General features: G+C 33.7%; 20 protein-coding genes and 1 pseudogene. 19 read left to right on the top strand and 2 right to left on the bottom strand.

Annotated elements, in window-relative coordinates:
- The first annotated feature begins 315 nt into the window (after positions 1 to 315).
- The 6 genes from BKP45_RS14710 (at position 316) to htpX (ending at position 9,862) form a co-directional block, all read left to right on the top strand.
- Positions 316 to 3,738 carry a BadF/BadG/BcrA/BcrD ATPase family protein gene (locus BKP45_RS14710; protein ID WP_071390454.1) on the top strand — a complete coding sequence of 1,141 codons (3,423 nt, stop codon included), beginning with the start codon at positions 316 to 318 and terminating at the stop codon, positions 3,736 to 3,738.
- Between the two features lie 19 nt (positions 3,739 to 3,757).
- Positions 3,758 to 5,269, top strand: a complete 1,512-nt coding sequence (locus BKP45_RS14705) for a 2-hydroxyglutaryl-CoA dehydratase (protein WP_071390453.1) — start codon at positions 3,758 to 3,760, stop codon at positions 5,267 to 5,269.
- Positions 5,270 to 5,753: 484 nt separating this feature from the next.
- Positions 5,754 to 6,974: an EAL domain-containing protein gene (locus tag BKP45_RS14700; protein ID WP_071390452.1), complete on the top strand. Its 1,221-nt coding sequence runs from the start codon at positions 5,754 to 5,756 to the stop codon at positions 6,972 to 6,974.
- 161 nt (positions 6,975 to 7,135) lie between these two features.
- Positions 7,136 to 8,305, top strand: a complete 1,170-nt coding sequence (locus tag BKP45_RS14695) for an MFS transporter (RefSeq protein ID WP_071390451.1) — start codon at positions 7,136 to 7,138, stop codon at positions 8,303 to 8,305.
- Positions 8,306 to 8,423: 118 nt separating this feature from the next.
- On the top strand, positions 8,424 to 8,972 hold the full coding sequence (locus BKP45_RS14690) for a LemA family protein (RefSeq protein ID WP_071390450.1): 549 nt from the start codon (positions 8,424 to 8,426) through the stop codon (positions 8,970 to 8,972).
- 11 nt (positions 8,973 to 8,983) lie between these two features.
- Positions 8,984 to 9,862 carry a zinc metalloprotease HtpX gene (htpX, locus tag BKP45_RS14685; RefSeq protein WP_071390449.1) on the top strand — a complete coding sequence of 293 codons (879 nt, stop codon included), beginning with the start codon at positions 8,984 to 8,986 and terminating at the stop codon, positions 9,860 to 9,862.
- 232 nt (positions 9,863 to 10,094) lie between these two features.
- On the opposite strand, the gene BKP45_RS14680 is transcribed toward htpX, so the two are convergent.
- Positions 10,095 to 10,607 carry a hypothetical protein gene (locus BKP45_RS14680; RefSeq protein ID WP_071390448.1) on the bottom strand — a complete coding sequence of 171 codons (513 nt, stop codon included), beginning with the start codon at positions 10,605 to 10,607 and terminating at the stop codon, positions 10,095 to 10,097.
- Positions 10,608 to 10,979: 372 nt separating this feature from the next.
- Between BKP45_RS14680 and BKP45_RS14675 the strand changes: the two genes are divergently transcribed.
- Entirely contained in the window at positions 10,980 to 11,456 is a 477-nt protein-coding gene (locus BKP45_RS14675) for a YwpF family protein (RefSeq protein WP_071390447.1), read from the top strand.
- Positions 11,457 to 11,605: 149 nt separating this feature from the next.
- On the opposite strand, the gene BKP45_RS14670 is transcribed toward BKP45_RS14675, so the two are convergent.
- Entirely contained in the window at positions 11,606 to 11,971 is a 366-nt protein-coding gene (locus BKP45_RS14670; protein WP_071390446.1) for a hypothetical protein, read from the bottom strand.
- A 351-nt stretch (positions 11,972 to 12,322) separates the two neighbouring features.
- Between BKP45_RS14670 and BKP45_RS14665 the strand changes: the two genes are divergently transcribed.
- From BKP45_RS14665 to BKP45_RS14610, 12 genes and pseudogenes are all read left to right on the top strand, one after another.
- Positions 12,323 to 13,000: a peptidylprolyl isomerase gene (locus BKP45_RS14665; RefSeq protein WP_169824133.1), complete on the top strand. Its 678-nt coding sequence runs from the start codon at positions 12,323 to 12,325 to the stop codon at positions 12,998 to 13,000.
- A gap of 394 nt (positions 13,001 to 13,394) precedes the next feature.
- Positions 13,395 to 14,318: an ABC transporter ATP-binding protein gene (locus BKP45_RS14660; RefSeq protein ID WP_071390445.1), complete on the top strand. Its 924-nt coding sequence runs from the start codon at positions 13,395 to 13,397 to the stop codon at positions 14,316 to 14,318.
- The gene (locus BKP45_RS14655) at positions 14,311 to 15,261 is read left to right on the top strand and encodes an ABC transporter permease (protein WP_071390444.1); all 951 of its coding nucleotides are present in this window, start codon (positions 14,311 to 14,313) and stop codon (positions 15,259 to 15,261) included. Before BKP45_RS14660 ends, BKP45_RS14655 begins: the two co-directional genes overlap by 8 nt.
- 146 nt (positions 15,262 to 15,407) lie before the next feature.
- On the top strand, positions 15,408 to 15,776 hold the full coding sequence (locus BKP45_RS14650) for a GntR family transcriptional regulator (protein WP_071310634.1): 369 nt from the start codon (positions 15,408 to 15,410) through the stop codon (positions 15,774 to 15,776).
- A 13-nt stretch (positions 15,777 to 15,789) separates the two neighbouring features.
- Positions 15,790 to 16,488 carry an ABC transporter ATP-binding protein gene (locus BKP45_RS14645; RefSeq protein ID WP_071390443.1) on the top strand — a complete coding sequence of 233 codons (699 nt, stop codon included), beginning with the start codon at positions 15,790 to 15,792 and terminating at the stop codon, positions 16,486 to 16,488.
- On the top strand, positions 16,485 to 17,285 hold the full coding sequence (locus BKP45_RS14640; protein WP_071390442.1) for a hypothetical protein: 801 nt from the start codon (positions 16,485 to 16,487) through the stop codon (positions 17,283 to 17,285). The genes BKP45_RS14645 and BKP45_RS14640 overlap by 4 nt, the downstream gene beginning before the upstream one ends.
- Before the next feature lie 249 nt (positions 17,286 to 17,534).
- Positions 17,535 to 17,796 (top strand): annotated as a pseudogene (locus BKP45_RS14635) (zinc ribbon domain-containing protein); the annotation flags it as partial.
- Between the two features lie 330 nt (positions 17,797 to 18,126).
- Positions 18,127 to 19,377, top strand: coding sequence for a threonine ammonia-lyase IlvA (gene ilvA / locus BKP45_RS14630; protein ID WP_071390440.1), 1,251 nt, complete (start codon positions 18,127 to 18,129; stop codon positions 19,375 to 19,377).
- Between the two features lie 188 nt (positions 19,378 to 19,565).
- Entirely contained in the window at positions 19,566 to 20,471 is a 906-nt protein-coding gene (locus BKP45_RS14625) for a chemotaxis protein (RefSeq protein WP_071390439.1), read from the top strand.
- A gap of 235 nt (positions 20,472 to 20,706) precedes the next feature.
- Entirely contained in the window at positions 20,707 to 20,844 is a 138-nt protein-coding gene (gene yhfH, locus BKP45_RS14620; protein ID WP_071390438.1) for a protein YhfH, read from the top strand.
- A gap of 462 nt (positions 20,845 to 21,306) precedes the next feature.
- Entirely contained in the window at positions 21,307 to 21,768 is a 462-nt protein-coding gene (locus tag BKP45_RS14615) for a divergent PAP2 family protein (protein WP_281243179.1), read from the top strand.
- A 449-nt stretch (positions 21,769 to 22,217) separates the two neighbouring features.
- Entirely contained in the window at positions 22,218 to 22,982 is a 765-nt protein-coding gene (locus tag BKP45_RS14610) for a DUF3891 family protein (protein WP_071390437.1), read from the top strand.
- Positions 22,983 to 23,021 lie beyond the last annotated feature (39 nt).

Below are 23,021 nucleotides of genomic sequence, written 5' to 3'. Positions count from 1 at the left end.
TATAGAATAACTTTCATCAGTAAATGCTGATGATTAGGTATTCTTATGCCTGTGGTATAAGTCAAGCTAACAATCATTTGGTATGAAGGAACCTCCCCACTAATTGAAAGGTCAGTTAATTGATTATAAAAGTACGCGAATAGTTTGAGTGAACATGGAAAAAATATGTAAATACGTTCGGGTTTTTGGAAGCATGATTATTTATCCCGCTCTTAAGGGGCAGTAACCCCCCCACAGATAGAAGTTCAGCTTTATTGCATTCACTCATAGTAGTTTTTAAACAATATTTTTAACATTTAAGTAGAGGAGATTATTATGTCTGGAAAGGAATTTGTTATTGGTATTGATGTAGGCTCAACAACGGTAAAGGCTACAGTCATACATCCGAAATCAAAAAAAATAATCTGGTCAAAATATAAGCGACATCACACTAGGCAAGCTGAACTAGTGTTAAAGTTTTTAGAAGAAATTATTGAAAAGCTAAAGATTAAAAATAATGATAATGTTCGAATATTTACTACTGGCTCAGGTGGTCTGCCATTAGCAGAAGTACTAGGTGCTAAGTTTGTACAAGAGGTAAATGCGGTAACAATGGCAGTGGAAGAACTGCACCCTAATGCTGGTAGCGTTGTTGAGTTAGGTGGACAAGACGCTAAAATTATTATTTTTAAAGAAAATGAAAAAACAGGTGGAAAACACGCCATTACATCTATGAATGATAAATGTGCTTCAGGAACAGGTGCGACAATTGATAAATGTATGATTAAAGTTGGTATGGTCGAAGAAGAAGTTATGCAACTTCGTTTTGATGATAGTAAACTTCATCACGTAGCAGCTAAATGTGGAGTCTTTGCTGAAACTGATATCGTTAACTTGACGAAAACAGGGATTCCGGCTAAGGAAATTATGTGTTCATTAGCTGATGCAATTGTTATGCAAAACTTATCAGTACTAAGTCGAGGAAATACACTAAGACATGAAGTAATCTTACTCGGTGGGCCAAATACATACTTGCCGTTTTTACAGGATTGTTGGAAAAAACGAATTAAAGAAGTTTGGGATGAAAGAAAATATCCTTACCCAAAACATGTAGATATTGATGAACTAATTTATGTCCCTGATAACTCACAGTATTATGCTGCCTTTGGGTCTGCTATTTATGGACTATATGAATCTAGAAACATTGGAGTATTTAAGGGGATTGAATCTTTAAAAGACTATATTTTATTTGGTAGGAAAGCAAAATTAGGTGAGTCGGCAGGTCCACCATTAGTTAAAACAAATAATGAGTTAGAACAATTTAAAATGAAATATCAAGTCCCACCATTTAAACCAGCTTATTTTTCTAATGGTGAAACCATTCGTGCTATTTTAGGTGTTGATGGGGGATCAACTTCATCAAAAGCAGTTCTAATTGATGAAAATGGACATGTTTTATTCAAGGCCTATCAGTTATCAAAAGGAAATCCTCTTCAAGATACGAAGGAATTATTGAAATTATTAAAGGAGCAAGCAGAAAAGAATGGTGCTACTTTAGAGATTGTTGGTTTCGGAGCAACGGGTTACGCTGCAGATGTTTTAGAAAGAACTTTATATGCAGATGTTAATATCGTCGAAACTGTCGCACACATGAAAAGTGCAGTTCATTTTTGTGGTGATGTCGATGTTATTTGTGATGTTGGTGGTCAAGACATAAAAGTATTATTTTTAAAGAATGGCCATATCCGAAATTTCCGCTTATCCAATCAATGCTCTGCAGGTAATGGAATGCTGTTACAGGCTATGGCTGATCAATTTGGTATCCCAATTCACGAATATGCAGAAAATGCATTTCGTGCGGATCTTTCACCGAAATTTTCTTATGGTTGTGCAGTATTTTTGGATACTGATCGTGTTAATTTTCAAAAAGAAGGGTATTCAAAAGAAGAACTCCTTGCCGGTCTTGCATATGTACTACCGAAAAACATTTGGCAGTATGTTGTTCAAATTCCGCGAATGTCTGAATTAGGTAAGCGGTTTGTCCTTCAAGGTGGAACTCAACATAATTTAGCTGCCGTGAAAGCGCAAGTTGACTATATCAAAGAAAGAGTTCCTGATGCGGAAGTTTTTGTAAATCCTCATACTGGTGAGGCTGGTGCGATCGGGGCAGCTATGGAAGCATTACGTGTTGTTAAGAGAAAAGGTTCTTCGTCATTCATTGGGTTGAATGAAGCATTAAATATTAAATATACGACAACAAATGACCAATCGACTGTTTGTCGTTTTTGCCCAAACCATTGTAGTCGTACGTTTATTGATACGATTACACCAGATGGTAACAAAGCTAGATATATTTCTGGATTCAGTTGTGAAAAAGGAACTGTGGAAGATAAAGAAGCTGTAATTGAATTAACAAAAAAACGAAATGCATTAAAGGTCACATATCCAAACTTAGTTGAATATGAAGCGAAACGGATGTTTGAGTCCTTCTATGAGGCAGAGGACTTACCTTCAGCAGAAACTGAAATTGAAGATTTGAAAGTTGAAAAACGAGTCATCCCATTTTTAGAGCCGAAAAAGGTTAAGGTGAAACGTTATTTCCAACGTTCTGATTCTTCGGCAAATAAAAAAAGAAAAGCAATTAAAATAGGGATGCCAAGAGTGTTAGGGATATGGTCGACAGCTCCTTTTTGGCGAACGTATTTCAAAACCCTAGGGATCGATGCGAAAAATTTAATTTTTAGTGACTACACAAGTGAAGATTTATGGATGAAGGGTGGAAAGTATGGGTCTGTAGATCCTTGTTATCCTTCGAAAGTTACCCAAGCCCATGTTCATAATCTAATCACAAAGCATCATGAAAAACATAAGTTTGATTATATTTTCTTCCCTTGTATAACACATTTGCCAACTTATTTAGATAATATTATGGATACAACTAGTTGCCCTATTGTTAGTGGTTCTCCTAATGTTATTAAAGCAGCTTTCACGAAGGAAACTGACTTTTTTAAGGAGAAAGGAATTAAATATTTAGATCCTGCTGTTACTTTTGCTGAAAAGAATTTTATGAAATTACAACTATTTGAAGTATTTGAGGATATATTGAATATAACAGAGGACGAAAATAATTTTGCTGTAGAGCAAGGTTTTATGGCTATGAAAGCCTTTGATAAGGAAATGGAAGATAAAGGTAAAGGTATTTTAGAGAATGTTGAAAAAAATGGACGCCTTGCGATCTTAATGATTGGGCGCCCTTATCATTCAGATCCAGGTCTTAACCACCGCGTATTAGAGGAATACCAAGTCAAAGGATTTCCAATTTTATCGATGCGCTCTATACCAAAAGACGAGAGGTGGGTTTCAAAGTATTTTCAGGATGATTTGAAAACTGAAAAAATCACTAGCCCATTCGACATTAATGATGTTTGGCCAGAAAATTTCAGTTCAAATAGTGCTCAAAAAGTGTGGGCTACTAAATTTGCAGCAAGGCACCCAAACATTGCATTATTAGATTTGTCGAGTTTTAAATGTGGGCATGATGCACCTACGTACGGAATTATCGATTTGATAACTGGAACTGCTAATGTTCCGTATTCAGCTCTTCATGATATTGATGCCAATAAACCATCAGGGTCAATAAAAATTCGTGTAAAAACATATCATCATTCATTAAAGTTAAGAGAAGAGCAATTAGAGGATGCAAGAAAAGTTAACCGTAAAAAGATGATAGAAGATTCAACTATGGAAGAAACGAGTTAGGTCTTTAGGGGGGATCATCATGACAAGAATGACAAAAGTGAGAAATAAAGAGAGAAAGGAAGTTGAAATTCTCCAAGAAAGAAAGCAATGGTACGACCAAGTACCACGTCCTTATTTGAAAAAAGAGAAGCGTACAACAACTATCCTTTTCGGTGGGTTAACGATAATTCAGGATTCATTGATTGAAGCTGCTCTTTGTGGGTTGGGTTATAAAGTTAAGGCATTAGATTGTCCAGATAACACATCCTTGCAGATTGGAAGAGAGTTTGGGAATCGAGGGCAATGCAATCCTACATACTTTACTGTCGGTAATTTGATAAAGTATTTAAAAGGTCTTGTTGCAGAAGGGAAGACAAAAAAAGAGATCATAGACAACTACGTGTTTATTACTACTGGATCGTGTGGCCCATGTCGTTTTGGAACTTACGTAACAGAATACCGGAAAGCCCTTCGTGATGCTGGATTTGATGGTTTCCGAGTAGTACTTTTCCAACAACAGGATGGACTGAAACAAGCTACTGGAGAAGAAAGTGGTCTTGAATTAAATGTACGATTTTTTCATGGGCTATTAAAAGCGATATTTATTGGTGACATTTTAAATATATTAGCTTATCGGATCCGACCTTATGAAATGGAAAAAGGCACAACAAATAAAGTGATAGCCAACTGTAAAGAAAAAATCTATGAAGCCCTTTTGTATAGAAAGCCTCTTATACCTGTCTTACTTAGTTGTAGAGCGGAAATTCAGGAAATAAAAGTAGATTGGACTCAAGTAAAACCAAAAGTAAGTGTTATCGGTGAGTTTTGGGCAATGACAACAGAAGGTGACGGTAATTATAAATTACAACAATTTTTAGAAAGTGAAGGAGCAGAAGTAGAAGTACAACCAGTTACTGCCTGGATCTTATTTTTAGCTTGGGAAGGGCGTTTTGATACCAAACGTAGAATAAACCTTAAAGAATATGATCCGGGAAAATTTGGTCTTCTTGGAAAAAAACCAGGGGAAAAACTAATGAAATTAGCAATTGGTGAAAAGGTAGTTCGAAGTATGTTCCAATTTTATGCCAAGTTATTAGGGCTATATTATTACGAGCTACCAAACATGGATCAAATTGCAGAATATGCTCATCGGTATTATGATAATCATAACCGCGGTGGAGAAGGTCATATGGAAGTTGGAAAGTTATTATTAAATGTCATAAAGAAAAAAGCAAATATGACTATTTCTGTTAAACCATTTGGATGCATGCCTTCCTCAGGAGTTTCAGATGGGATTCAGTCTTTCATTATAGAGAAATATCCTGAGGCGATCTTTTTACCAATTGAAACGACCGGTGATGGAGCTGTAAATGTTTATAGCCGAGTGCAAATGATGTTGTTTAAAGCAAAACAAGAAGCAAAAAAAGAATATGACGAAGCAGTCCTAGCAAAACGACAAGAACAAATTCATTTGGATGAAAAAGTAGCTTCTAAGCATTCTTTTAAACATGTTGTTGCATGTTCTGCAGCTAATGTTCTTTATGATCATTAAAAATTAATGGTTGTTTTGGTTCAAAGAATAATGAATTTCAGCATTCGTTATTTTTCATCATTAAGAGATTGTAACTTTGTTAGAACTGTTCGTAGTGGCTAATTTTGGTATTTATGAAATCCACTCAACTTCGCACTTTTCAATAATTTGTAGGGTGTATGAAAATTTTATTGCTGCTGAAAATGACACGAAAGTAAACATTAGGAAACGTATCTCAAGAAAGAATGTGGTATGAGACTAAATCGTTTGCGCTTTTCTTAAGAGAGGAAATTGTCCCGTATCTATGGCAATTTCTTCTTTTTCCTTTTATACTTATTTGATAACATCATTTAAGTTCTCACAGACTGAATAATCACTAATTAGATTCAAACTGTAAAAACAAAGTAAGAAAATAGTTATGATATTTCAATTGATAATGTTATAATATGAAGGGTTTTACGTTATTTAGAAACACGAAATGTGAAGGTAGGAGGTTGAATTTGATATGGATGCATTAGAGGTTTTAATAAATAAAGATAAAATTGTCCCATATTTTCAACCAATTTTACGTGCGGAACAACAAAGTGTTGTAGGCTATGAAGTTTTAGGAAGAATTAATTTGGACAACAAGATGGAAAGTTTAGGTGATTTCTTTAATAATGAATCCATCCCCGTTGAATATGTTTTGGAAATAGATGAACATATTCAGCATTTAGCATTTGAATACTATTGTAATGCCCAAATAAACACGGATTTATTTATCAATTGTAATGCTAATATATTAATGAATGATCATGAGTACTCAGAACAACTGATTACAAGAATTAAATCGTATGAATCGCGTGGTTTAAAACTCGAAAATGTTGTATTAGAAATTAGTGAACATGACTATCAAGGCGATTTATCCCAACTCGGTCATCTAATCATTTATTTGAAAAGCCTAGGGCTTCGCATTGCTATTGATGATGTTGGAAGAGGTGGAAGCAATTTAGATCACATTGCGCAACTTGAACCCAATATTTTAAAGGTTGATCTTAATTTTATTAAAGGTCCAATGATGCTTCAAGCAAACAAAGATGTACTTTATTCACTAAGTATGTTTGCTAGGAAAATTGGAGCAACGTTGCTGTTTGAAGGTATCGGTGATTTAACAAAGCTTAATGCTGCATGGAGAAATGGTGGTCGTTATTATCAAGGATTTTATTTAGCAAAGCCAAGTCCAGAATTTATAAATGAAAATTGTTGTAAAGAAAAGCTAACGAAAGAATTTCAACAATTTATTAATTTTGAGAGAAGCAAATTAAATAGTCAATATATCTTTACTGAAGATTTAAATAATCGTTTTGATTTTGTGATTAAAAGAGAAAAGAAGTTAGTTTCTGATGATCTAATAAAAGTGATAGCAGAAGTCTTTAATGATGTTTGTTTTAGAATTTATATTTGTGATCAATATGGATTTCAAAGATCTTCTAACTATGTCAAAGGTGAAAATAAACAATGGATGTTGCAAAAAGATTACTTAGGGAAAAACTGGAGTTGGCGGCCTTACTTCTTAGAAACAATCGTAAGAATGCAATATGAAAAGAAGGGTGTCCTATCTGATTTATATAGTGACATAGAAACAAATGAATTTATCCGGACGTTTTCTTATCCAATAAATGAAGAACTATACTTATTCTTTGATATTCCTTATACGTTTTTATTCGAGAAAGAAGGATTATTATAATGGTTGGACTCAGCAAAACTGAGTTCTTTTTTCACGTTAGGAGTATAAAATATAAACAGTATGTTTTTAGTCATTGCATTCAGACGTTTTTCTAACCTTTGTAATAATAAAGGTTAGATTCCTTAACTTTAGTAACTTTTTTATTTGATTGGAGTAAAAAAATGCCCTCTATTATAAGTTTGAAAGCACTTTTATTTTTTTATTACTCAAGTATGACAATTATCGTAAGCTACCTTCCTGTTTATTTTCAGGTAAATGGACTGAGTAACAGTGAAATTGGTATATTATTAGCCATTGGCCCGTTTGCTGCGATGGTAAGTCAACCTTTTTGGGGTTATATGACTGATAAATATAAAACTTCAAAAAAGATTATTGTTTTATGTTTAATAAGTGCTATATTCTCAGGTTTGATAATGTTTCATAGTTTTCAGTATGGCCTGATTATGTACTTTACAGTTTTTGTTTTTTATTGTTTTATGGCTCCTGTAGGTGGATTAGGAGATAGTCTAAGCCAAAAAACGGCTAACCAAATGAATATTTCATTTGGTTCCATTCGAATGTGGGGTTCAGTTGGTTTTGCGGTGATGTCTTTATTAAGTGGTTTTCTTTTAGCTTATATCGGCATACAATACATATATTTACCATTCATGTTTTTTCTGGTAATTACTTTACTAATGGCTTCACGAGTGAAAGATGTAGAAACTTCAAAAAAACCTATTTCCTTAAGAGACGCATTGAAATTATTAAAAAACAAAAAATTTATCCTATTTTTATTCATTATTATGTTAGTTACCATTACTCATCGAACAAATGATAGTTTTTTAGGTATATATCTTTTAGAAATAGGGGGGACAGAAGCTTTTATTGGATGGGCTTGGTTCATTGGAGTAATTTCCGAAGCTTTAATTTTTGCTACTGCCACTTATTGGTTTAGGAAGTATCACGTATTAACGTTTACGATTTTTGCTGCAGTTCTGTATAGCATTAGGTGGTTAGTGATGGGGTTAGTACCAAATCCTTATCTTGTACTGTCCCTTCAAATGTTGCACGGGTTAACCTTTGGGATGTTTTATTTATGTGCATTTAACTATATTACTAGAACTATCCCTGAGGAACTTCAATCAACTGGACAACTTTTATTTTACTCTTTTTTCTTTGGCTTATCAGGAATGATTGGTGCGAGTATAGGGGGACAAATCATAGAGCGAGTTAGTACCACTAATCTTTACTTTTTATTAGCGTTTTCAGCTATTGTTGGTGCGGTTACCATCGGCGTTTATAAAGTTTATTATTTTCATTTAAAGAAGACTGAACTGGTAAATGAATCTTAGGAAATTAGAACAAGGCTATCTCTGTATAGGAATACGATATCTTAATCAAAACTTGTTTTTGAAAAAAACACTAATGCATATAAACGATTAATGAATTAAGAATAAAGGAGGAAAATGTATGTTCATATTTTTAGCAATTGTTGCAGTTGTATTATTATTTTGGGTGGCTTCTTATAACTCTCTAGTTAAATATCGTAATTGGGTAGAAGAATCATGGGCGCAAATTGATGTTCAATTAAAAAGAAGGTTTGATTTAATACCAAATCTTGTTGAGACGGTAAAAGGTTATGCAAAGCATGAACAGGAAACATTAGCAAAAGTAGTTGAGTTACGAAATCAAATTAGTGGATCTGGAGTAAAATCGAGAAAAGATCAGATGGAAGCGAACGACCAATTAACTGGGGCTCTAAAACATTTATTTGCTTTACGTGAAGCTTATCCTGACTTAAAAGCAAACCAAAACTTTATGATGCTTCAAGAAGAATTAACTGGGACAGAAAATAAGATTGCTTATGCTAGACAACTTTATAATAATACAGTAATGAAATACAATACGAAAATACAATCCATCCCTACAAACATTGTTGCTTCAATCCATAATTTTGACCGTCGTGAAATGTTAGAAACAAGAGCAGAAGAGCGTGAAAACGTTCAAGTGAAATTTTAGAGGGATAACACATGTTATTATACGAACAAATCCAATTGAATAAGCGGAAAACAATTTTCATTGTTACGGTGTTTATCGTTTTTGTTATTACAGTAGGTTCAGCCCTTTCTTATATTTCTGCAGGGGATTATATTACTGGAGCGGTATTTACAGCCATTTTTGCTTCGATATACACAATCATTATTTTACTTTCTAGTACAAATGTGGTTATGAGTATGAATCATGCTAAAGAAATTAAGTCTAAAAATGAAAATCTATTTTTATGGAACTCAGTCGAAAACTTGGCAATGGTTGCACGTATTCCAATGCCACGAGTTTTTATTATTCAAGATTCAAGTCCTAACGCTTTTGCCACAGGAACCTCACCAAAAAACGGAGCGGTTGCTGTTACGACAGGATTATTAGACCGATTAAATCGTGAAGAAGTTGAAGGCGTTTTAGCTCATGAAGTCGCTCATATAAAAAATTATGATATAAGACTTGCTACGATTGCTTTAGCTTTAGTTTCTGTTGTAGCAATTATTAGTGATTTAGGATCTCGAATGATTTTCTATGCGCGTGGTGGCAGGGACAAAAAGCAGCATCCGGCTGTTTTAATTATTGCGCTAGTGTTGCTTATTCTCTCCCCATTAATTGCTTCGTTAATTAAACTGGCGATATCAAGAAATCGAGAATATTTAGCAGATGCAAGTGCGGTTGAACTAACCCGAAATCCAAATGCTCTGGCTACTGCTTTAGAAAAAATATCAGGAGTAAGGACACCAGTAAGAGAAGCTTCTAATGCTTCAGCATCCTTATATTTCGCTGACCCATTAAAGAAAAAGGTGGTGGGACTCTTTTCTACTCATCCACCATCTGAAGAACGTATTAAGCGGCTTAGGAAAATGTGAAGCTTTCACAAAAAAATAAATTCACATAGTGTTTATAAAAGTACAGGTGAAATTCTTGTGCTTTTTTTCTTTTAGGACTTGGACTTTCGATGTTGAAACTGTCTCTACGTTTAGACGTATAAACAAAAAGGGTAAGACTATGATAAATAAATAGTAAACACGATTGGAGAAAATGAGTTTGAATGATTTAAGCCATAAGGGTTAGAGTGCACTAATACTAATAAGGTTATTTTCACACGTTTTTCATTTGAAATCTTTTCATTACGAATTCATGAATTGGCGCTTGAGTAATTCTGTAAACCCACCATGGTAAAGAGGGTTCAAAACGCTCGAGTGCAACGATAAATCTTTCTCCTTTTTCTGTCATCAAAAAGGTAAATGTACCTATTTGATTCTTTTTTGCTAATAAGCCACCAGTAACATGTAAGACTACTTTTTGATTTGTGGTAGTTTGTATAGTAAGGATCAACACTGGGGTTTTTAAAAACTTAACATACAGACTGTAAGATTTGTCTTGAAATGAAACGGAAATTATATTTTTCGATTCAGTAGCAAGCCATTGGAAATAACTACCAACCATATAAGAAGGCTTCTTCCTGTTATGAATATTCAATATTTGAATTGACCAATATCTTTTACTATCATTGTTAAACGCAACTAAACCGTTTTTCTTAATTTTCACATGATAATTTGATTTAAGAACATCAAGATATTGTTTCAGATGATGGTTAATTTTTTGAGTCATTTTGTCACCGCTTCGAATAAGTTATAAGGGTTTATATCAATTCTAATCATACCAAAAAAGAGTTGTTTATCCCACACTTAAGGGGCAAGTAAGACCCCCACCTCAAAACTTAAGAAAATCGAGAAGTTTAGGTGGGGGATAAACTGCCCCTAAAGGTCCGATATAGAATAACGAAAGCTGATGATTAGTTATTCTTATGCCCGTGGTATAAGTTGAACTAACAATCAGTGGGGGATGAAGGAAAACCCCCACTGATTGAAGTTCAGCTTTATTGGATAAGATCATTAATATTGACTTTTCGGGTTAAAAATTTAGAAAAAATTCCATTTATGGTATCATATGATTATGGAATACATTGGGGGTGTAACAAGTATGAAAACGTTTAAGTTATGCACAATGCTTGTCCTTTTAGATAATGATCATGAACCAAAGGAAATACCAATATTAGAAGGGCTAATTATTAATAAAGAGGAAGTACAGAAAAATTGGTTAATTGAAGCTGTAATTACTAAAGAATTGGAAGGATATTTTAATAATCTTTATAGTAGCTACGAAAAGTTTATGGTTGAAGCAACTATTACAAACAAAAATAATAACCCGGCAACCTTTGTTTGTACAGCTAAAAGCGTTACAAAATTAAAGAATAATATTAGTATCCTTCTTGATGGTTCATTGGTCGTCAAGAAAGATGATTTTTCGGATATGATTTTAAAAAGTATTATTAGTGAAGGTTTTGAAGGTGACGATATAGTTGTTGAATTTAAGAAAAGAAAGAAAGACCGGGGAAGAGCGATACAAGGTGCGTTAGCTAATGCATTTGTAGAAGAAAAAGATAAGTTTTTTGAATAGTTATAAATGATGTGTGATTGACTCATATAGGGTCAGTCACTTTTTATCTTCTATGCTATTGGTATTCCGATTGGGTTTGGATAAATAAAGAAAGGAATAAGGTGCATCCCCTGTTAGGTAATAAAGCAGGGGATTTTTTCTTTGTGCAATCATGAAAGTTTACTATTTGGTACAAAGAAATTACTTAGTCGATCTTGAACTTTATTTCGTAAATGAACGTTTAGAAAACGACTTGTTTTTACATACCCTCTGAAGTAGCAGTGGAATTCTGTAAAGGTACCATCATTGTTACCGAATTCAATTTTAATATTTCTTTTATGCAGTTGTTGCTTAATTTCAAATAATTCTTTACTGATAGAGCCAATAGAAGAATGGATAAGTTGAATGTAAGGTTCTTTTAGTTTTAAAAAAGATTTTTCAACAATGAGTAGGTCATTTTGCAAAACTTTGCGAGCAAACGACAGGATAATATAGGCTTCAAAAAGAATTTCTTCTTGTTGAGATAAGCAATTCACTATTCATTCCCCTTTCTTTAGAACTTACGTTCGTATATATTTTAATTGATTAAATGTTTTTTTGCAACATAAAGAAACGAAAAGACGAACGGATGTTTGGTTTGGCGTGTATCATAAATTTTGCAAGGGAATGAGGTTTTTATCTTTGTTCATAGCTCCTTGTGATGATTGATCCCATCGTAGCAAAAATCGATTTTATATGACTTTAATACTTTCTCTGATTGTGGTATTTTTATAACAATGTCACTTATTTTTGTTGAAAGATTCTCCATTTGTATGAACCTAAGATCTAATAGTAGACTACATTGGAGGTGTAACAAGATAATAAAATGATAAAGGAGTAGTTATATCATGCGTTTTGTTAATTATTTATTATTAGGGACTTTCATGCTTGTTCTTATTTCTGGATGTGGACAAGCAGCTCCGGACGTACAGCAGGAAGAAGTAATTGCAGATGAATATCCTCAACTTATTACGGAAGTTCAATCGGATGAGAAGCTTGTTAAAATGGTAACGAGTAAAGGTGATATCACGATTAAATTATTTCCGAAATATGCCCCATTAGCTGTTGAAAACTTCTTAACTCATAGTGAGAATGGCTATTATGACGGTGTTATTTTTCACCGTGTCATAGAAGGATTTATGGTACAAACAGGTGATCCGGAGGGTACCGGTGCAGGTGGAGAGAGTATTTATGGTGAGCGATTTGAAGATGAATTTTCTCCGGCACTAGCTCATTTTAGCGGGGCCTTATCAATGGCTAATGCTGGTCCTAATACGAATGGAAGTCAGTTTTTTATTGTCCAAAGCAAATCCTTTCAAGGTAGTTCAGCAATAGACTTTTCTGAAGAAGCGCTAGAGCATTATAAACAACATGGCGGCACACCACATTTAGATTATCGCCATACGGTCTTTGGACATGTCATTGAAGGTATGGATGTGGTAGATGCTATTGCAGAAGTAGAAGTTGGACAAAACGATCGCCCTAAAGAAGATATAACGATAGAGAGAATTGAATTATTAAACTAAGAAAACTTGTTTTACTTTAGTGAATTTCATAATACCAAAGTTGAGCAACATAAATCTATATCTAGTTACGAACCGTTCAACGTAACTAGATATATTTTCTTAGGGGCGAGAATAAAAGAAGGCTTTTGCTAATTTGGCAAAGCCTTCTTTTTTATACGATCAAGACAAAAAAGACTTTTTTGGTTAATCAGTATAAGAGAAATTCACTATAAGTTTAAACTAGATTAAGCGTTATTATAAAGAGTTACAAAATTATTAACTCGTTCACAATAAATTCACTAATATTTGGATATTATTATGTTTAGATTGACATTATCCCTTGTGTCGGTGTATTATTAAATTAATACAGTAGATCACAGGTGCGGTGTGATTGTACTTATGGAGGGGATATTACTTGTTAACACCTGTTGTTTCAATAAAAAATGTTACGAAGAAAATAAAAGGCAAGAAAATTATTGATGATCTAAGCTTTGATATTTATCCTGGTGAGGTTTTTGGTTTTTTAGGACCAAATGGTGCTGGAAAAACAACGACAATTCGAATGTTAGTTGGCTTAATCTCAATAACTGAAGGTGAAGTGCTTATTAAGGGGAAAAATGTGGTTAAAGATTTTGAGGGTGCCATTTCAGAAATTGGAGCAATTGTAGAAAATCCAGAGATGTATAAGTTTTTATCTGGATATCAAAATTTAGTTCATTATGCACGTATGGTCGATGGCGTAAGTAAAGAAAGAATTAATGAAGTAGTAAATCTCGTTGGGCTCAGTAGTCGAATTCATGAAAAGGTAAAAACATACTCATTGGGGATGAGACAGCGCTTAGGTTTAGCGCAAGCCCTTTTACATTCACCATCAGTATTAATTTTAGATGAACCAACGAACGGTTTAGACCCTGCAGGGATAAGGGAAATTCGTGACTATTTAAGAAAATTAGCTAGGGTTGAAGGACTAAGCGTCATCGTATCTAGCCACTTGTTATCAGAAATGGAATTAATGTGCGATAGAATCGGAATTATTCAAAATGGAAAATTAATTGGTGTTCAAACAGTTAATGAGTTTATTAATGGTGAGAAAGAGCTTGTCGTACGTTTTGAAGTCCATAACACAAAAGTAGCATCACAAGTAATAAAGGAAAACTTTCCAAACTATTTAGTTAAAGATACTGGGGAGTTCATTGAAATTACGTTAGAGAAGGAAAGGATACCACAAGTCAATCAAGTGTTCGTTAATAATAATGTAAAAGTTTACAGCATTTCAAATACAGCAAAATCTTTAGAGGAGAAATTTTTAGAAGTGACAGGTGGTGAACAAAATGTCTAACTTACTACGACTTGTGCAAAATGAAAATATGAAAATTTACTTTCGTTTAGGAACTTGGGTAATGTTTGGCATTTTGATTTCAATTTTGCTCATTATTGGTTTATTTACAAAATTTATTTTAGAAGATCCTGCACATGATACATGGCAAGAAGCATTAATGCTTGAGAATATGAACATGCAGACAGTTATTAATGATACTACGATGCCAAAACCAGTACTAGAGAGGTATGAAAAAGATATTACTTTAAATGAATATCGACTCGCCCACGATATTCCCCCGATTGAGACTAAAAGCTTTTGGGGATATATGACTTCGACTGTAAATCTAATCAGCATCATTACGATGTTTACGATTATTGTTGCAGCGGGTATTGTGGCAGGTGAATTTTCCTGGGGAACGATTAAATTATTGTTAATCCGTCCTGTATCAAGAACAAAAATCCTGCTATCTAAATATGTAGCAACATTTTTGTTCGCATTATTAATGCTGCTAGGATTATTTTTATTTTCATTTATTATTGGTGGAATTTTATTTGGAATGTCAACAATCACTCAACCATACTTGTACTTTGCACAAGGAGAAGTACTTGAACGAAACATGTTTAGTCAATTATTAATGTTATATAGTTTAACAAGTGTTGAATTATTAATGATGGTGACGTTCGCCTTCATGATCTCAACAGTATTTCGAAGCAGCTCTCTAGCCATAGGATTAGCTTTATTTTTAATGTTTACAGGGACCCAACTTGTTCACGTACTTAGTCAATATGAATGGGTAAAATATATATTATTTGCTAACACATATCTTGCTCAATATATTGAAGGTACACCGATTGTAGAAGGAATGACTTTTCAATTTTCAGTCATGGTGTTAGTTTTTTATTTTATTCTCTTTAATACATTATCTTTGTTAATTTTCAAAAAACGAGATGTTGCTGCGTAACAATATGGTAAAATAAAGCAGATTAGCTAAAAGGTTACATGGATACTTATCAGAAAGTTTCTCTTTGAAAATAGGTGGTAAACGGGAACGTGATAAGTATTTTTCACCAAAGTTAGTTCCCTTAAAAAGGAGGTATTGTGTATTGTATGAATGTATCCTTTGACAATTCAAAGCCAATATATTTACAGTTAATGGACTACTTTTTCCAACAAATATGTAACGGTTCTATAGAACCAGGTGAAAAATTACCATCAGTTAGAGAAACTGCAGTAGAAGTTGGAGTGAACCCAAATACTGTTCAAAGGACATATGCTGAAATGGAAAGGTTACAAGTAGTTGTGGCGAAAAGAGGCCAAGGATCTTTTGTGACAGAGGATAAGACAATAATTAAACGACTGCGTTCAGAGATCTCGGAACAATATGTTGGTAAGTTTGTTACTTATATGAAAAATAATGGTTTTACTGAGGAAGAAATCATTGAACAAGTGAGTGTAGCCCTTAAAAAGTCGTTGTGATAGAGGTGAAAACATGGAAAAAATTATTACATTCTCGGATGTTTTTAAAAAGTATGGGTTAACAATAGCATTAAACAATGTCAGTCTTCAAATACCAAAAGGTGGAATTATAGGTTTAGTTGGATCAAACGGAAGTGGAAAATCAACGTTATTAAAGCTTACAGCGGGATTATTAAAAAAGACTTCAGGTGAAATTACTGTATGTGGAGAGAATGTTACGAGATTGATAGGGAAAAAAGTAGCATTTCTTGCAGAGGTTGATTCACTCTATGAATTTTTTACAGTAAGTGAGACAATTGCTTTATCAAGCGATGTTTTTGATGACTTCGATCAAAAAAAAGCAATAGAAATTATTGAAACTCTTAATGTAGATCAACAAAAAAAGGTTGGGAGCCTCTCGAAGGGTAACCGAGCTAGAGTGAAAATTGCCATTACTTTAGCAAGAAAAGCTCCATTACTTATCATGGATGAACCTTTATCAGGGTTAGACCCGCTTGTTAGAGAAGACATAATAAAGATGATTGCTAGGTATGTGGAAATGGAAGAACAGACGTTACTAATTTCAACGCATGAAGTAACAGAAATAGAACCCCTATTAGATTATGTAGTATTAGTACGAGATGGAGAAATAATGTTATCTGAAAAGGTAGAAGATTTGAGAGAGAAAAAAGGGCAGAGCGTGTTAGACGCAATGAAAGAGGTGTTACGATGAGTTGGTTGACCTTGTATAAAAAGGAAATCCGATTAACCAAAACAAAGTTCCTTTTGAACATTATTTTCTTACTTATGGTAGCTGTGTTGTTTTATGTTCTTATTGAAAGATACAGCCCAATGTTTATCATGTTAACAATACCTTTAATTATCTTACATTTATTTTACTTGTTTTTTGCGATGATAGATTCTCTGAGGTTAGAGTGGAAACAGAAAACATCGTTTTTTTGGTTGAATATCCCAAGAACTGGTTGGGAATTATTATCTGCAAAATTTTTAGCTGCTACCACCCAGCTTTTCGTTTCATTGCTGACAACATTTATGATTATATATTTTTTGCTAAAGCAAAGTTCAGGAAAGTTCTCAGATCCAACAATTCCACAATTTTTATTTGAACAATATCAGTCTTTTTGGTGGATCCTTTTCTTTGGTATTTTTGTAGGTTCACTTCAATTCGGTGCAGTTTCAACATTCATTTTTATGATGTCGAAATCAATTCGAAAGTGGGGCTGGTTAATAGGTGTTGCTATTACATTAGGAGCAGGGTGGCTTTGGTCTCGTTTTCAAGAAACGGTAATATATAAAGGGATTACAGAATGGGGAGTCATTTTAAATACTGATACGATAATGAATTCATTCATCATCCATATTGATGAAATCGGTGGAGATCCGACTTTGGACATGGAAGCAGCTACAGAAGCAGTGCTCTATATTGGTACGACAGTTGTTGATATAGTTGTTGTAGTGGCTGTTTTATTCATTTCTTCTTGGCTTTTAGATAATAAAGTTGAAGCGTAAATAAAAAGTAAAAACAAAAGGTGTGGCGAAATAGCTAATCGTATTGTAAAATGATTAATGCTTAAAAACCATCAGTTGCATTGATAAATGCTGCTAATGGTTTTTATTTTATCATTTATGACAGAAGAGCTCCAACTCAAGGAATGTGAAGGGACTAGCCCAATGAGTAGGTGGGAGATGAATGTCGGTTGGCCGTAGCCAAAACTTTCCTAATTACGATATAATAAGAACGAGAGTTCCTTTCGATCATCTTGGTCACAATTTAAAAACGATGCTTGAATCCAAAGCGATTTGGTATGGCAAACAAGTAGTTGTTGTATCCAAAACATTTGCTTCGAGTCAACTGTGTTCGTGCTGTGGCTATCAAAATAAAGTCGTTAAGAATCTTAACCTTCGTGAGTGGAACTGTCCTTCTTGTGGCACACATCACGATCGAGATAGTAACGCAGGACAAAACCTTAAAAGTAAAGCAATAAGGCTTCTAACCGTAGGAACTACGGGGCAAGCCTAATAAACTAGTCGGTTACGCTGGTGTTCTTAGGAATCTCCCGCTTCAAACGACCTTAAAGGCGTTAAGCGGTGAGTAGTTCAATATTATTTAATGCACAGTAAGACGCAACCTCATAACTTTAAGAATTGGTGAAGAAGGGTAGACGAGGGGGGGCGTACACAGTTCACGTTAAGCTTTATTGTGAATATATTTTTACGAATTGTTAATTGAATGATAAAATTAATAATTGATATTAGATATAACGACTTTAATCGATAAAAAACATGCTATAATGAATAAATCAATGAAAAATAACAATTTTTTGTATAATGAAATTAGGAAGGATTTAAAATGGATACCAAAGTAATGATACAAGACATAGTCATAGCACATCATAGTTTAAAGGATGTAGTTGTTCATACTCCTTTACAGTATAACGCAGTATTATCTGAACGATATGGATGTAATGTATTTTTGAAAAGAGAGGACTTACAAGTAGTCCGATCATTTAAAATTCGTGGTGCTTTTCATCTTATTCAAAGCTTAACAAAAGAAGAACTTGAAAATGGTGTAGTTTGTGCAAGTGCAGGTAATCACGCTCAAGGTGTTGCCTATTCATGTAAACATTTAGGTACTTTCGGTAAGATATTTATGCCTAAAACGACACCAAGGCAAAAAGTTACGCAAGTAAAGCGTTTTGGTGGTGAATTTGTCGAAGTTGTTTTATGTGGTGACACGTTCGATGATGCATTTGCCGAAGCAATGGAATATTGCGTTGCAAATAACAAAACATTTATTCATCCTTTTGACGATAAGAGAATTATTGCAGGGCAAGGGACAATTGGAATGGAAATAATGGATGACATGGACGAGCCTATCGATTATTTACTTATGTCGATTGGTGGAGGTGGCTTATCCTCCGGAGTTGGGACCTATATCAAAGGGGTTAGTCCTTCGACGAAAATTATTGGAGTAGAGCCTGAAGGGGCTCCAGCAATGAAAAAGTCACTTGAAAAAGGTGAAGTCGTTCCACTAAAAAAAATTGATAAATTTGTGGATGGAGCTGCTGTGAAAAAAGTTGGTGAGCTTCCGTTCTCAATATGTCATTCCCTATTAGATGATGTGATTATTGTTCCTGAAGGAAAGATTTGTACAACCATTTTAGAGCTCTATAATGAAAATGCAATTGTTGCAGAGCCAGCTGGAGCACTGCCGATATCAGCTCTACAATTTTATAAAGAAGAGATAAAAGGAAAAAATGTTGTTTGTGTGATAAGTGGTGGTAATAATGATATAGGGCGGATGCAGGAGATTAAAGAACGGTCCCTTATTTATGAAGGTTTACAACACTACTTTGTGATTAACTTTCCACAACGCGCTGGGGCTTTACGAGAATTTTTAGATAAAGTGTTAGGTCCGGATGATGATATTATTCGCTTTGAATATGCGAAAAAAAATAACAAAGATGATGGACCAGCTCTTGTTGGTATCGAATTAAAAAGAAGTGAAGACTACAAAGGTTTACTTCTTCGAATGAGAGACCATGAAATCGAGTTTATCGAAGTAAACAGAGATGAGAATTTATTTAATCTTTTGATCTAAGAGAATGAAACTCTTAAAGGTTTAACTGTACAACTTAGCTATATCTAGTAGAGGCTTGGTTTACCTAGATATAGCTAGTTTGTGGTATAATATTATATTTGTAAGTGAATGTTTACAATAAATGAGCACTAAGAATCTATTCAATATTTTGAATTAGTGTTGCTTTAGAATGAGGAGGAAATGAGATCATGTCTAACGATCCTAAAGGAATTTTATTAGAGAGTGGAACGAATGAATTAGAGGTCATTGTATTTTCTATTGGTCAAGGTGTTTTTGGAATAAATGTAATGAAAGTACGAGAAATTATTAATCCTTTACCTGTTACAAAAATGCCTAATGGTCATCCTAATGTTGAGGGAATTATTAGACTTCGAGACGAAGTGCTACCAGTTGTTAATTTAGCTAAAGTCATCGGCTTTCCTCCATCAGAGTCTCCTGAGCAAGATAAACTTATCGTTGCAGAATTGAATAAAATGAAGGTTGCTTTTCATGTACATAATGTATCAAGAATTCATCGAATTTCATGGGAACAAATCGAGAAGCCTACTAAACTTTCACAAGGATTAGAAGGGTCAACAATTGGTGTTATAAAAATGGAAGATAATATGATCTTACTATTAGATTATGAAAAAATTCTAGTTGATATTAGTCCTAGTTCAGGTATAAATAAGGAAGAAATTAAAACAATGGGATCACGTGAACGCTCATATAAAAAAGTAATGATCGTAGAAGATTCACCAATCTTACGAAGATTACTTGAAGATACGTTAGTGACTGCAGGGTACGAGAATCTACAATTTTTTGAAGATGGGAAACTTGCTTGGGATCATTTGGAGAAGATAGGGAAAGAAAAATTGTTCACTCAATTGCCAGATGTGATAATTTCCGATATTGAAATGCCGAAAATGGATGGACACCATTTAACAAAACGCATTAAAGATGATATATTACTGAAAGATATACCGGTCGTTATTTTTAGCTCATTGATTACTGGAGATTTATACCATAAAGGTGATCGAGTAGGTGCTAATGCACAAGTTAGTAAACCTGAAATTGTAAATTTAGTCGAAAACATCGACAAGTTATTAGCGTAAGAGTAGGAATTTTGAAAAATCTACTTACGAGAGTTTTAAAATAATATTGGAAAAGGAGTATGATTAACAAATTCATACTCCTTTTCCAATGTTATTATTAATTATACTTAATATTAGTGTAGTAGAAAGCCATTTACAAAAAAAGTTCGAAATAGTCAGAAAATAAATATTGTTATACAATTTTAGTTTTAGTATAATTGTTATATAACAATTAATATGAACGGAGGTAATGATAATGGCCATACAATCGGCAGTTGAATTTTTTAAGAATTTACCACCGAAATTATGCTCAAATTGCCAACAAGAAGTGAATGAAATGCATGATTGTTATACACATAAGTGTGAAAAATGTGAAGCTGAAGAAAATAAATAATAGAAAATATAGAGTGCTCCCTAAATAGGGAGCATATTTTACATAATCAGAATTTATAAATTTCTAACTTGGAAACTGTCTAGCTTCAGCGGCATCGACTTGAACACTTCAGATCGTCAATTGCGGTCAAAGAGCAGACCGCTTCTTGCCGACCTTCCAGTGTTTGTCGCCAATAGGTGGGCGCCTTGCGCTTTTCTTGTGTTGAAAAACTAAGATTTACCAACTTAATTAAGGGAGAAATATAGCTCAGATTTTCGAATCACCAAAGACTTATCTTACAAATTAAAGGATTTTATTTTTAAAATAAAATCCTAATGGAGAAAACATTTATGATACGAATAAATGGTTGTAGCTCTCTTGAAACTTTTATTAGCTTTTAATATGAGTTATACGAGAATAAAAATGCTAAAAATATCGAAACCTAACTAAACGATTATGTAGTTTTTTTAGGGGGAGTTTTTTGTGAAAGGTGTTATTGCATCGTTAATGGCTATTGTTCTAGCACAGTTTTTGAAAGTTCCTATTAAAGGCCTCAAAACGGGCGCGTGGGATTGGAATCGAATGTTCAGTTCTGGCGGTATGCCCAGTTCTCATTCAGCAGGTGTAACTTCTTTAGCTACGTATATAGGACTGAAACTAGGTATCAGATCTCTTGACTTTGCATTATCAATAATACTAGGTCTAATAGTCATGTATGACGCGCAAGGAGTTAGAAGGCAAGCCGGACAGACGGCGATTAAAGTAAATGAACTAGAAAAAAGAATCGATCAGTTAAACGGAGATTCAAAAGGTCCGATGCATGATCAGAAAGACATTCAAATAAAGGAAAGTTTAGGACATCAACCAGAAGAAGTGTTCGGCGGAGCGGTATTAGGGCTCTTAGTTGGCTTGTTCACATATTTTGCAAATCAGAATAAGGACTAGAAAAACTTGAGCTTAGCCAAGTTTTTCTTGATTCTTATAAAGCTGAACTACAATCAGTGGGGTTTTTCCTTCATCCGGCACTGATAGTTATTCTATATCGAACCTTAAGGGGCAGTTAATCCCCCACCAAAACTTCTCGATTTTCTTACGTTTTGAGGTGGGAGTCTTACTGCCCCTTAAGAGTGGGATAAAAGTTATGATGAAATTTGTACATTTACAAAGCTTCAACTCGATAATAAATATCTATAAACCTAAACAATTGATCAGTGTATTCTTTTAACTTTTAACTCCAATATACATTTATTTTCGCTAAATTAACCTTCAAATCTTTAATATAAATCCCCAACTACATGAAAGATAAGTTCAAACAACAATTATTTCTAAAGTAGCCATTTATTGAGTAATATTTAATATAATAAAATAAAGAAAAGCAAGAAGGAGGGGGAGAGATGGTTGTAACTGAAAGAGAACATGAGGTTTTATTATTTGAGCAACATGAGCATGCAAAAGTTTGTGGAGAGTTAGCAGAGGCTTGGTGTGAGGAATATTTTATTGGTAAAAGAAAGAGAAAATCTGTTATTTATGCAATCTATGAACATGATAATGGTTGGATAGAATTGGATGAAAGTCCGTTAATAAATAGAGAGAGAAAAATCCCATTTTCATTTATTGATTATCCATTAACTCCAAAAATTAAAGCATACAAAAAAGGGATAGATATTATAGAAAAAAAAGACAGGTATGCAGCTTTAATTTGTAGTCTTCATTATGCTTCTTTTTTTGAAAGATATACAAATGGTAGAGGTGAAGATTTTCTAAGTTTGGAAAGAGACCGACAAAAGAAGTTAAAAGAGAAATTACATATACATAAGTTAGAAGAGGAAGAACTGTTATTTCATTATTATTTATTACAGTTTTGTGATAACTTGTCGTTATATTTATGTATGAATGAACCAGGAGTAGATAAAAAGAATGAATTGATCTGGTTTCGAAAAGGTTTCTCACAAAGGTTTGCTTTTAACAATAAAAAAAGAATAGTAGCACATTGGTTAGATAAAAATACAGTTTCTTTAACAGATTTTCCGTTTAGTAAAGAGTTAACGGTATCACTGAAATATAAATGTATTCAGAAATCTCAAATGAGTAACCTTCAGGTTGAGTATAAACATCAAAAATCAAGACAGAGAAAAATAACAATAGTGGGCTGTAAATAATCAAAAAGAGTAGCCAATGCAACTCTTTTTGATTATTTT

The sequence above is a fragment of the Anaerobacillus alkalidiazotrophicus genome (genome assembly GCF_001866055.1).
Note: the sequence above shows the minus strand (reverse complement) of the source record. Positions and strands in the feature narration are given on the sequence as shown.